The sequence below is a fragment of the Rhodococcus sp. Leaf233 genome (assembly GCF_001426165.1).
Classification (GTDB): Bacteria; Actinomycetota; Actinomycetes; order Mycobacteriales; family Mycobacteriaceae; genus Rhodococcoides; species Rhodococcoides fascians.
In genome coordinates this window covers 191,961-204,392 of sequence record NZ_LMRO01000009.1, presented here as the reverse complement: position 1 = coordinate 204,392, position 12,432 = coordinate 191,961, and the positions used below count along the sequence as shown (strand labels likewise).

Annotated in this window: 10 protein-coding genes; 2 read left to right on the top strand and 8 right to left on the bottom strand. The window is 65.1% G+C overall.

Annotated elements, in window-relative coordinates:
- Nucleotides 1-12 precede the first annotated feature (12 nt).
- The 6 genes from ASH04_RS11695 to ASH04_RS11670 form a co-directional block, all read right to left on the bottom strand.
- Nucleotides 13-759 carry an FAD-binding oxidoreductase gene (locus ASH04_RS11695; protein ID WP_057473588.1) on the bottom strand — a complete coding sequence of 249 codons (747 nt, stop codon included), beginning with the start codon at nt 757-759 and terminating at the stop codon, nt 13-15.
- Between the two features lie 184 nt (nt 760-943).
- Nucleotides 944-1,360 (bottom strand): heat shock protein transcriptional repressor HspR, encoded by a 417-nt coding sequence (locus ASH04_RS11690; RefSeq protein ID WP_045841157.1) that lies wholly within the window; start codon nt 1,358-1,360, stop codon nt 944-946.
- Nucleotides 1,360-2,541, bottom strand: a complete 1,182-nt coding sequence (gene dnaJ / locus ASH04_RS11685; RefSeq protein WP_057473587.1) for a molecular chaperone DnaJ — start codon at nt 2,539-2,541, stop codon at nt 1,360-1,362. The genes ASH04_RS11690 and dnaJ overlap by 1 nt, the downstream gene beginning before the upstream one ends.
- Before the next feature lie 31 nt (nt 2,542-2,572).
- Nucleotides 2,573-3,232 carry a nucleotide exchange factor GrpE gene (gene grpE / locus ASH04_RS11680; RefSeq protein WP_032371877.1) on the bottom strand — a complete coding sequence of 220 codons (660 nt, stop codon included), beginning with the start codon at nt 3,230-3,232 and terminating at the stop codon, nt 2,573-2,575.
- Nucleotides 3,229-5,073 (bottom strand): molecular chaperone DnaK, encoded by a 1,845-nt coding sequence (gene dnaK, locus ASH04_RS11675; protein ID WP_027495655.1) that lies wholly within the window; start codon nt 5,071-5,073, stop codon nt 3,229-3,231. The genes grpE and dnaK overlap by 4 nt, the downstream gene beginning before the upstream one ends.
- 325 nt (nt 5,074-5,398) lie before the next feature.
- Nucleotides 5,399-5,899: a hypothetical protein gene (locus tag ASH04_RS11670; protein WP_032366878.1), complete on the bottom strand. Its 501-nt coding sequence runs from the start codon at nt 5,897-5,899 to the stop codon at nt 5,399-5,401.
- Nucleotides 5,900-6,215: 316 nt separating this feature from the next.
- On the opposite strand from ASH04_RS11670, the gene treS reads away from it, so the two are divergent.
- Entirely contained in the window at nt 6,216-8,396 is a 2,181-nt protein-coding gene (gene treS / locus ASH04_RS11665) for a maltose alpha-D-glucosyltransferase (protein ID WP_027495653.1), read from the top strand.
- 40 nt (nt 8,397-8,436) lie between these two features.
- Nucleotides 8,437-9,000, top strand: a complete 564-nt coding sequence (locus tag ASH04_RS11660) for a hypothetical protein (RefSeq protein ID WP_032375008.1) — start codon at nt 8,437-8,439, stop codon at nt 8,998-9,000.
- Here the strand turns inward: ASH04_RS11660 and ASH04_RS11655 are convergent.
- Nucleotides 8,989-10,449, bottom strand: a complete 1,461-nt coding sequence (locus ASH04_RS11655; protein WP_027495651.1) for a dynamin family protein — start codon at nt 10,447-10,449, stop codon at nt 8,989-8,991. The two genes, ASH04_RS11660 and ASH04_RS11655, sit on opposite strands and share 12 nt — an antisense overlap.
- Nucleotides 10,446-12,254, bottom strand: a complete 1,809-nt coding sequence (locus tag ASH04_RS11650) for a dynamin family protein (RefSeq protein ID WP_027495650.1) — start codon at nt 12,252-12,254, stop codon at nt 10,446-10,448. The genes ASH04_RS11655 and ASH04_RS11650 overlap by 4 nt, the downstream gene beginning before the upstream one ends.
- Nucleotides 12,255-12,432 lie beyond the last annotated feature (178 nt).

Below are 12,432 nucleotides of genomic sequence, written 5' to 3'. Positions count from 1 at the left end.
TCGGCTTCGGTTTCAGCGGCGAATGTCTGCGAGCGGAGTTCCGATCTCGACGAGGGCGCGCACGGTCGCGGCCTCCATGCCGGGTGAACCACACACCAGGATCTGACTGTCGGGGAACGGCCCCTGCACCGCGACGACGTCGGCGATAGCACCCTCCCAACAGTGCTCCGGCTCGAAAAATGATGTGCTGGAACCAATTTCCTCGTGAATACGATCGTTCCAGCGGTCCGAGGCCCACGGCTCGTGCAGCTGGTCTACGACGGGAACGACGGTCAGCCACGGCAACTCGGCCGCCATCAACCACAGCATGTCGCTTGCATAGAGATCGCGCGGCGACTTGCCGCCGAAGAACAGCGTCACATTCGGCGGCCGCTCCCAGCGGGTGAGATCGAGCAGAATCGCGCGCAACGGAGCGAGGCCGGTACCGCCCGCGATCATGACGACGTCGCGGCCCGAATCGTCGACGTGCAAACCGCCCTGCGGATCACTGATCTGCCAGACATGACCGGGCCGCGTCTCGTTGACGATCGACCCGCTCACCCACCCCGCGGGTACCGCGCGCACATGGAATTCGAGCTTGCCGTCCAGCGACGGCGGCAGGGCGGGCGAATATCGCCGCGTCAGAGCAGTGTTCTGAGGCACTGTCACGGACACCGACTGCCCGGCCCTGAACGGGATCGCGTCGCCCTGGAGCCTGATCACCGCGAGGTCGTTCCGAAGGCGATGGTACTGAACGACTGTCGAATTCCACGCCTGCATGCGGACCAGGATAGGGGTCGATGCCGGGTGTCTCGCAAACGCGCGCGGGGTTCGCCACTGCCGCCCGGCTCGCCAGCGCAAACGCGCGCGCGTTTGCTGACCGCGCGCGGAATAGTGACCGAATCACTGGCGAATCTGCGCGCACCTGACAAATGCGCGCGCGTTTGCGGGGAAGGCGACGAACTCAGCGCTGGTGCTTCGGCTTCCAGACCACCAGGGCGTTGCGTTGGATCGGCACCAGGTCGCGGCGATAGCTCGCGTGCACGTTCGCTACCTCCTGCGCCAGTTCCGAGACCCGGGCCTGCAGGGCCTCGACCTGGTTGGTGAGCTCGATGATGCGCTTGATGCCGGCGAGGTTGACGCCCTCGTCCTGCGAGAGTCGCTGCACCTCACGGAGCAGGGCGACGTCCCGCGGTGTGTAGCGTCGACCTCCGCCGGTGGTGCGGTGGGGGATGACCAGGCCCAGTCGGTCGTAGGTGCGCAGCGTCTGCGCATGCATGCCGGCCAGCTGAGCCGCGACGGAGATCACGAAGATCTGCGCGTCCGGATCACCTTGTGCCCCACCGGCTTTCGCGGAACCACCCTCGGGAGGGACCGACATCACACACCTGCCCACCCGGCCCGCGGGTCGAATCCGCTGGCCTTTTCGGCTTCCAGATAGGTCTTCAGAGCGTCGGTAGCAGCATCGTCGAGTTTCTGCGGGACGGCAACTTTGACGGTCACCATCAGGTCGCCTGCGCCGGACTTCTTCGGGATGCCGCGTCCACGCACCCGTAGCACTCGGCCGTCGACGGTGCCCGGTGGCACCTTGACGCCGACACGTCCTTCGAGGGTGGGCACCGACAGCGTGGTGCCGAGGACCAGTTCGCCGTAGCTGACCGGCACGGTCACCGTGAGGTCGTCGCCGATGCGGCCGAAGACCTTGTCGGGCTTGACTCGAACGGTGACGAACAGGTCGCCGGACGGTGCTCCGCGAAGCCCGGCCTCGCCTTGGCCTGCGAGTCGTACTTTCTGGCCGTCGCTGATGCCTGCGGGTACTCGCACGGTGATGGTGCGGGTGCGGTTCTGCACACCGGTGCCGCGGCAGTCGACACACGGGTCGTCGATGATGGATCCGGTGCCGCGGCAGTCGTCACAGGGCTCACTGAACCCGAACGCGCCTTGGTTTCGGTTGACGACACCTTGGCCGTTGCACTTGGGGCAGACCCGCGGGCTCGTTCCGGGCTTCGCACCGCTGCCGTGACACGTGGTGCACGAGGACGGACTGGTCAACCGCAACGGGACCGTCACACCCTGCGCTGCTTCACGGAATTGCAGCGACGTCTCGGTTTCCACATCGCTGCCGCGTCGGGGACGGTTGCTCTGCGGGCGCTGGGCTGCGCCGCGATTGAACAGACCTCCGAACAGATCGCCGATGCCGCCGTCGCCGCCACCGCCTTGACCGAAGATGTCGCCCACGTCGAAGGTCTGGCCGCCGCCGCCGCCGCCGAATCCGCCTGCGCCGGGCGAGAATCCGCCTCCGCCGCGACTACCGAAGCCACCGGACGCGAACAGCCGCCTGGCCTCGTCGTATTCCTTGCGTTTGGCCGGGTCGGCGAGAACGGCATGCGCCTCGCTGACCGCCTTGAACTTGTTCTCGGCCGCGGCGTTGCCGGGATTGGCGTCGGGATGGTTGTCCCGCGCCAACTTTCGGTACGCCTTCTTGATCTCTTCTGCAGTAGCGCTGGAGGAAACGCCCAGCTCCTTGTAGAAGTCCTTCTCGATCCACTCCCGCTGGCTCACCGGGCGTTTCCTCCTCTCGCGCTATTTCTTTTTACTGCTCGTCGGACGCGGGTGCGTCCGATTCTTCTGCTGCCGTGCCCTCGGAAGCACTGTCGACCACGCCGACCATCGCGGTACGCAGCACGCGCTCGCCGAGCTTGTAGCCCGGACGCATCAGCGTGCCGACGACCGGATTGCTGCCGTCGCCCTCATGGGAGACGGCCTCGTGGATGGCCGGGTCGAAGGCGTCGCCCTCGGCCCCGAAGGTGCTCAGGCCGATGTTCGAGAACACCCCCGCCAACTTGTCCGCCACGGCCTTGAGCGGTCCGGTTTCGAGATCGCCGTGCTGGCGAGCTCGCTCCAGATCGTCGAGGACGGGGAGCAGCTGGGACACGACGGACGCTTTCGCGTTCTCCGCTCCCGTCTGCTTCTCCCGATCCGTGCGGCGACGGTAGTTGGCGTACTCGGCCGACACGCGCTGCAAATCGGCAGTGAGTTCGGCGACCTGAGTGTCGCGCGGATCTTCTGTGTCCTCCGCCTCGACCACGATCTCGCCTGTCCCTTCGTCCACCGAGCCGGGCTGGGGCGCAGTACCGGTGCCCGCGAGGGGCTCCGGAACTGCGTCACCTTCCCGTACTTCACCGGTCTCGGGATCGATCTTCCGCTTGTCCACGAAAGTGACCGGTTCTTGCTCGGAGTTACCCGACGTCACTTCTTGTCCGTGTCGTCGGCGGGCTCGTCGACAACCTCTGCGTCGACTACACCGTCGTCAGCGGCCTGCGCGCCACCCTCTGCGCCGCCCTGCTCCTTGGCCTGAGCCTCGTAGATGGCGGTGCCGAGAGCCTGCGACTCGCTCGACAGCTTCTCCACGGCGGTCTTCACTGCCGAGATGTCGCTGCCCGCGAGTGCCGTCTTGGCGTCGGCGATGGCGGTTTCGACGCGGCCCTTGAGCTCGGCGTCGACCTTGTCCTCGTTGTCCTTGACGAACTTCTCCGTCTGGTGGACGAGGGACTCGGCCTGGTTGCGGACCTCGGCCTCTTCGCGACGAGCCTTGTCCTCGTCTGCGTGAGCTTCGGCGTCGGCGACCATGCGGTCGATCTCTTCCTTGGACAGACCGGAGCCGTCCTGGATCTTGATCGTGTTCTCCTTGCCGGTGCCCTTGTCCTTGGCCGTGACGTGCACGATGCCGTTGGCGTCGATGTCGAAGGTGACCTCGATCTGGGGGACGCCGCGCGGAGCCGGGGGCAGATCCGTCAACTCGAACGAGCCGAGGAGCTTGTTGTGCGAGGCGATCTCGCGCTCACCCTGGAAGACCTGGATCTGCACCGAGGGCTGATTGTCGTCAGCGGTGGTGAAGGTCTCGGATCGCTTCGTCGGGATGGTGGTGTTGCGCTCGATGAGCTTGGTCATGACACCACCCTTGGTTTCGATACCGAGGGACAGCGGCGTGACGTCGAGGAGCAGAACGTCCTTGACCTCACCCTTGAGCACACCGGCCTGCAGTGCAGCACCGACGGCCACGACCTCGTCCGGGTTGACGCCCTTGTTGGGCTCGCGTCCACCGGAGAGTTCCTTGACCAGCTCGGAGACCGCGGGCATACGCGTCGAACCACCGACGAGCACGACGTGGTCGATGTCCTTGACGGCGATGCCGGAGTCCTTGACCACTGCCTGGAACGGCGCACGGGTGCGGTCGAGCAGGTCGGAGGTGATCTTCTGGAACTCCGAGCGGCTGAGCTGCTCGTCGAGGAAGAGCGGGTTCTTGTCCGCGTCGACCGTGATGTACGGAAGGTTGATCGAGGTGCTCTGCCCGGAGGACAGTTCGATCTTCGCCTTCTCGGCAGCCTCACGCAGACGCTGCAGGGCCATCTTGTCCTTGGTCAGATCGATGCCGTTCTGAGCCTTGAACTTGTCGACGAGCCAGGTCACGATGCGCTCGTCCCAGTCGTCGCCACCGAGGTGGTTGTCGCCGGACGTCGCGCGGACCTCGACGACGCCGTCGCCGATTTCGAGCAGCGAGACGTCGAACGTGCCGCCACCGAGGTCGAACACGAGAATGGTCTGCTCGCTGTCGCCCTTGTCCAGGCCGTATGCGAGAGCTGCCGCGGTGGGCTCGTTGACGATGCGCAGGACGTTGAGGCCGGCGATCTGGCCGGCTTCCTTCGTGGCCTGACGCTGTGCGTCCTCGAAGTACGCGGGAACGGTGATGACCGCGTCGGTGATTTCCTCACCCAGGTAGGCCTCGGCGTCGCGCTTGAGCTTCTGCAGCGTGCGCGCGGAGATTTCCTGAGGGGTGTATTTCTTACCGTCGATCTCCACGGTCCAGTCCGTGCCGACGTGGCGCTTCACGGAACGAATCGTGCGGTCGACGTTGGTGACCGCCTGGTTCTTCGCGGGCTGGCCGACCAGCACTTCACCGTTCTTGGCGAAAGCGACGATCGACGGGGTGGTGCGTGATCCCTCGGAGTTGGCGACGACAACCGGTTCGCCGCCCTCGAGGACGGACACGACCGAGTTGGTGGTCCCGAGGTCGATACCGACCGCACGAGCCATAATGTTTCCTCCTGTTGTTGCGTGGGTTCCAGTCCCTGGGTGAGCGAACTCCGCTCAAGTTTGCACAACGCGATCTATCGCGTCAACTTCCAACTTGAGCCTCATCCACTCAAGGCTGCTGACCTGCACAACGGAGGGTGTGGCGAATTTGTTCCCTAGGGAGCGGCTGCGCCGCATGTGAGTAGGAGTGGAGCCTGCGGAACGACCCAGGTGAGTGAAAACTCGGTCCCTGCTACGAAGTTCCATGCACATGGGGACAGCAGTACGCCGCGACGATCAGCGGGGATCGTCGCGGCGCAGCGGGAGAGAAAGTACAGAACGAAAATTACTCGGCAGGCTCGGTGGCGGGTGCGGGGATGCAGCTGTAGCTGAGCAGTCCGCCGGTGATGTTGTTCATGAAGTCGGCATCGAGTGCGCTGGCGAAGGCTGCTGCGCCGGCGGGGCGAGCGACCCATTCGCGATCGGCAGACGGCACGGTGTACGTCATTGCCTCGCCTGCCTTGATGGTCTTCTCGGTGTTCTGACCCTGCAGACCCGGCAGTGCGCCGTAGTTGACGTTGACGTTCGACGCGTCGTCGGCACCCTTGTTCTCGACCTTGACCTGCAGTGCGACGACGCCGCCCTCGGGGGCCTTCTCGACTGCGGTGTCGCAGACAGTGGCCATCGAGACCACCAGGTCGGGGCTTTCGAGAACTGCGGAGCCGAGGGGCATCGCAGGCTCGGTCTCGGGCTCGGCCGAGGCCATGGGTACGAGGACGACCGCACCGATGCCGGCGGCCAGGGCGGCCGTCGAGGCCAGGATCGATGTGCGGGCAAGACGTCGCATGGACAACTCCTGTGGCTGAGGGGATGTGACCCGTGAGTCTGATGTGACTGAAGGGACAGTTGGTACTTCCTCACTATGGCCTATCCGATTCAGACATTCCACACCAGGCGGTCTCGATTCGATGACGTTCGCATATCGAACAAAACCGGTCGCGCGGAATGACATTGGTGTGATTTGGCCGACGCTCACCGATCGACGGGCCGGGCCCGGCGCGCCCACACGCTAGGTTTCGCTGGTCGAAGAAGAGGGGAACCACAACCCTGCGGATCGGCCGCGCCCTACGTAGGGTTGAGGAAAAGCGAGGCTACGGAGGCACATGGATCCCGAAGTGCAGCACGAACCGAGCGAGATCACCTACGACGAAAAGTTCTACCCGGCTCGGCCGAAACCGCTTCGTCCGTCCGTGCGTCGTGCGAACCGAAGTAGTGGTCCCACTCCGGACAGCGAGCCGGTCGCGTCCAATCCCGAGTACGTGGACTGGCTCACCGAACAGTCGATGCTGCGAGATGCCAAGCTCATTGCCGAACAGCTGTCGGGCAAGGGCAGCATGTGGCAGAACCCGTATGCCGATCCCGACCCGCGTGCTGCCGTCGAGCGAGCACCCGTCTGGTTCACCGCCTACCCCATCTCGGTGATCAACGCTCCGCAGACTAGCTTCCTGAGCACCCTCGGTGACGAGAAGTTGTGGCAGGCGTTCTCCGAGATCGGCGTCACCGCCGTGCACACCGGACCGGTGAAAGTGGCGGGCGGCATCCACGGGTGGCGTCCCACCCCGTCCGTCGACGGCCACTTCGACCGCATCGGTATGCAGATCGACCCCGCCTTCGGATCGGAAGAAGAGTTCCGACGCCTGTGCGTCGTGGCCTCCGCGTACGACGGCATCGTCATCGACGACATCGTTCCCGGCCACACCGGTAAGGGTGCGGACTTCCGGCTGGCCGAGATGGCCGTCGCCGATTACCCCGGCATTTACCACATGGTCGAGATCGAGCCGCAGGACTGGCACCTGCTCCCCCGCGTGCGCGCCGGTGCGGACTCGCAAAACATCGACGCCGAGGCCGAGGCCAATCTCGCTCGCGCCGGCTACATCATCGGCCAGCTGCAGCGAGTGATCTTCTACGAGCTCGGCGTCAAGGAAACCAACTGGAGCGCAACACCTCCCGTCGTCGGCATCGACGGCGTCGAGCGGCGTTGGGTGTACCTGCACTACTTCAAGGCCGGTCAGCCGTCCATCAACTGGCTCGACCCATCGTTCGCGGGCATGCGCCTCGTCATCGGCGACGCCTGCCATTCCATCGCCGATCTCGGTGCCGGCGCGTTGCGCTTGGACGCCAACGGTTTCCTCGGCGTCGAACGTCGTGCAGAGGGTCCGGGTTGGTCCGAGGGACACCCACTCTCGGAAGCCGCGAATCACCTGATCGCCAGTGTGGTGCGCAAGATGGGCGGGTTCACCTTCCAGGAGTTGAACCTGACGATCGACGACATCAAGGCCATGGGCACCAACGGTGCCGACCTGTCGTACGACTTCATCAACCGTCCGGCCTACCAGCACGCGCTCGTCATGGGGAACACCGAATTCCTCAGACTCACCATGACTTTGGCGCGTGATCATGGCGTCGACACGGCATCGTTGGTGCACGCGCTGCAGAACCACGACGAGATGACGTTCGAGCTCATCCACTTCGCGACACTGCACGCAGAAGACGAGTTCGCCTACGGCGGCGAGTCGGTCAAGGGCTGCGATCTGGGCGATCGCATTCGCGGTGAACTCACCGATCGCCTCACCGGCCGCTGGGCACCGTACAACCGAACGTTCACCACCAACGGAATCGCCTGCACCACAGCCAGTGTCATCACCGCGTCGCTCGGCATCCGCGATCTCGACCGGATGGACGAGCAGGACATCGAGACCGTGAAGCGGGCGCACCTGCTGCTCGCCATGTACAACGCACTGCAGCCCGGCGTGTTCGCGCTGTCCGGCTGGGACTTGCTGGGCATTCTTCCGATCGCCGCCGACGAGGTCGAGGATCTCATCAAGGAGGGCGACACTCGCTGGCTCAACCGCGGCGCACACGACCTGATGGGGTATTTCCCCGACGCCGTGCGCTCGGAGTCGGGCATTCCCCGTGGACGCAGCCTGTACGGGTCGCTACCGGAGCAGTTGGCCGACCCGCAGTCGTTCGCTCGGCAGCTGGCTCGAATCATCGAGCTGCGCAACAAGTACGGAATTGCCACGGCGCAGCAGATCGATATTCCGACGGTCTCGCACAAGAGCCTGTTGGTGATGGTGCACGAGCTCGGCCAGGGCACCATCCAGGCCACGGTGCTGAACTTCTCGTCCGACGAGATCAGCGCAACCATTCAGTCCAAGCACCTGGTGCCCGGCACCTGCGCCATCGATGTGTTCGACGACAACGAAATCGCGACGGTCGACGAACTGCACAGCTTCCCGATGAACCTCGGCCCGTACGAGGGCGTCGCGGTGGTGCTGCGGTGAGACGGCGTCGCAGCACCGCTGACGGATAGACTTCTGCACCGTGGCCGAAGAACCGAACGATCCGACAGCGCACAGGCCTCGGCCTGCCCGACCGCAACCACCGCGGCCGGAGCTGTCCGTCGAACCTCTTCGGCCACGACAGGAATCCACCGCAGACTCCCGTCTGCCGAAGATCGCGACCGGGCTGTGGGCGGCGACCGCTGCACTGATCCTGGCGCTGGCCGCCGTCATCGCGCTGAACTGGAACGTCGTTCTGTCGGGCGTCGAAACCGCCGTGGCTCAGCAGGATTCGACGGCAAGCGCCGCAGACGTCCGGAACACGGCGTCGGCCACCCTCATCTCGAGCGGTGCTGCCGCCGCCGTGCTGGTACTACTCGGGTTCGTCTCGTTGAACCTGCTCCGCGGCGCAGCCACGTCGTCCAAAATATTGATGGGCGCGGTAGGAATTCTGACCATCGGGGCGGCCGTCACGTTCTCGACCTTCGTCTCCGACGCCTCGGCCCTGCTCGGCGGCGTGCTGCAATGGGGTCCGTTCGTCGTGGCAGGCGCTGCCGCAGCCGCCACGGTCGTCGCGCTGCTACCTCGACGCCCCTCACGTCAGTGAGGCGAGAATCCCTTCGGCACTGCGCGCGGCGAGGGCACACGAATTCGACGTGAACCGGTCCAGAAGCGGATGCTCCGAGAGGGATCGCCACTTACGCACCGCAGCCAGTGCCGTGTCGCGCTGCTGAGTGTGCCCCGCATCGGGCGGCAGATCGAGACGCTCGGTGGCGGCGATACCGAAGCCGCCGATGATGCGCTGCAGATCGAGCAGTCCTCCGTCGGGCAATGTCGGTGTGACCGAACGCAATCGGCCGAGCAACCGTAGTTCGGCAAACCCGTGCACGTCGGCGAGCATCCTGCCGGCTTCGGTACGCAGCGCATGCGACTCCGGCCGGAACTCCAGAATTCGTTGTAGCGCAACCAGAGCCGAGTGCAGCTTCAGCTGATCCGCACGCTGGCCGAATTGCACGTCGATGACCGAGCGAAGTTCGGACAGTCCACTGCGCTCGACCAGGTCGGCCGCCAGTGTCGGCGAATCACGCACACCGAGCCGAATCAGCGTCACGGCCATCCGAATCCCGAACAAGCCGAAGCGGTCGACAATGCTGGCGCGCAGGGCGGCATCGACGGGCAGAGTGCTCTCCGCCCGCACGAACCGATCGGCCGAAAGCATCGCCAGCTGCAGATCCTCGGTCGGTACCGTCGCGAGCATCTGGAATGCGGCGAACTCGCTCTGCCGCAACGTCTCTGCTCCCAACGCCAACAGCCCTGCCACCGGGACGACGGCCTGGCACAGTCCGGTGGCTTCGAGCTCGGACGCGAACCGGGCCGCGACCTCCTTGGCCGACATCATCGCGTCCATGCGGCCCGAGCCGACCTCGTCCGCCCGGGAGACCACCCCGATTACCCCCAGTGGCCCGGAATCACCTCCGACGTGTGCCCCGATCTGCCCAAGAAACGAGACGTCCGTGGCATTGAGGGTGCGCAGCAGGTAGACCACCGCGTCGGCCCCCGACGACGAATTCTCGGGGGTCAGCATCGCCAACGTGCGCGCCGAGACATCGCGAGAGAGCGACGAGGTGCCGGGTGTGTCGATGATCGTCGTCTGCGCCAAAGTACTTGCCGGCCATTCGACGTCGAGGCGATCGACCTGCGCCGCCGTCAACGCACCGAGATCGAACGTCAGCCGCCCGTCGCGTCGTTGCACCGGAACGTTCGCCGCCCGATCGCCGTCGTACCAGGCCGTCACACTGGGTGAGACGCCGTTGCGATACCACGTGACGACCTTGGTGCATTCGGTGGCGTCGGTCGGCGCAATATCCTGCCCGACAAGCGAATTGAGCAGAGTGGACTTGCCTGCCTTGAGCGATCCCGCGAGCGCGACCCGGAGCGGCTCGTCCAAACGGTAGAGACATTCGTCGAGCATCCAGGACGCCTCGGCGTCGCCGGCGTACGTCGACCGCGCTGCCGAGATCAGATCGCGCGCTCGGGCCAGTGCCGTCACGCTCATACTGCGACGTCCTTCACCAGACGCGTTGCGCGAGCATTCAATTCCGAGACAAGTCGCATGTCGTTCTCCAGCCTCGCGATCCGGGCGGTGCGATCGGTGTTGTCGGCGGCAGCGGCTTCTTGCGCCGAGCGCAACGACTCGTTGAGCGAACGCAATGTCTGCTCGGCGATCGAGGTGAAGTGATCTCGCAGCACCCGCTGAATCTGACGCAGCCGATCCTTCGACTCCTTGCCCACCTGGAAGCTGACGTCGTCGGTGAAGCGGCGAATCGCCATCTTGGCCTCGGAACGACGCGCCTTGACGCGATTCTCCTTGTCTTCCTTGTACGCCTTGGTGCCGAGCAGTACGCCTGCTCCGATCGAGATCGGATTGAGCAGACTCAGCCCGACGAACGTGGTGATCAGACCGAACATCAGTACGCCGCCGTAGGATCCACGCATTCCGACGAGCACTTTCTGCGTGATACCCACCCGACCCGACTCCAGATCGGCCAGTGACGTCACGGGCTCGAGCACATTGTCGAGATCGCCGAGATCGAGATCGGGCAGGGCCGCCGCGCCGGACGACGCGAAGTGCTCGGCCACCAACTCCGACAACCACAGAGCCCGCTCGTGCGCCCACACGAAATTGTCGCCCACCGACGCAGCGATCTGCTCTTCGAGCCATTCGCCCAGTTGCGGCCAGTCCTTCCCCGGATCCCCCTCGTCGACGGTTTCCTCGGCCTCCCGGGTGACGCGTCGCAGTCGGTCGCGCAGGTCGTGATCGATGTCCGACGCGAGATCTGCGATTCCGTCACCGAGCGTCTGTTGCCACTGCGAGGACCTCTTGTGCAGTTCCTCGGCGGCGGACTTGGCACGCTGGAGCCCGGCGACCGCGGCGGCCGCGCGCTCCGGATCCTTCAGCGCCGCAAGCTCACTGCCGAACGACAGTGTCAGGTGCTCGGTCACCGAGCGGACGTCGAGGGATACCGATGCGCGAGCCAGCACGTCGGCTCGTGCCACCACGTCGTCGCGCAGAAACGCGTACAGCTGCTGGAAGCCGGATTCGGCATTGAGTTCCTCGTCGTTCAAACGCACTGCGTGCGAACGCAACAACGACGACACCGGCAGCATCTGCACGGTGATGCCTGCACGGTCCAGATGTCCACGGTTGGCCTCGACGATCTGTCGCCAGTGGGGATACAGATCGATCTTGGTGATCAGCACCGCCACAGCCGGGCACAGACCCTGCACCTGCCGCAGGAACGCCAATTCCGGCTCGGTGAATTCACGAGAGGCATCGGACACGACGAGCACGGCATCGGCCGACGGAATCAGACCCAATGTCCCTGCCGCATGGGGGTTTCCGTGGCCACCGACTCCCGGCGTGTCGACCAGCACCAGGCCGTCGGCGAGCAGTGGGCTCGGTACCGCGATGTCCAGCCGCAGCACCTCCCGGCCCTGAGCCCGGGGACTCGCCGGAGTCACCGTGGTGATCTCTTCGAGCGGTACGTCGACCCGAATCGGTTCGTCACCGGGATTCGCGAGCACGAGCTGCGCAGAGAAGCTGTCCGCGTTGGACACCACCGTCGGAATCGCGGTGGTCTCGTCGTCGCCCACCGAGCACACCGTCAGATTCAGCAGCGAATTCACGAACTGGCTCTTGCCCTGTTTGAGGGGTCCGACCACGATGATGCGACGGCGAGGGTCGAGCACACGCGACTTCGCTGCCTCGACTCGATCGACCAGATCGGATCGTCCCGCCGATGTCGCTACCTCCGCGGTGCGATCGAGCAGCTCGGCCAGTTCCGTAGATTGCCCGTCCATACCTGTGTCTCCACAACCCATCTCGTCGACTCCCGCGAACCCAACTCGTCCCGCAGGCCGCACCCGCACGAATGGTCATTCCGCAGGCTCCACTCCAGCAACTCTAGCGACGACTCGGCCCCGAGTGTCGTTGAACACTCGGGGCCGAGTCGTCACTTCGTCACCTGATCACAGGCAA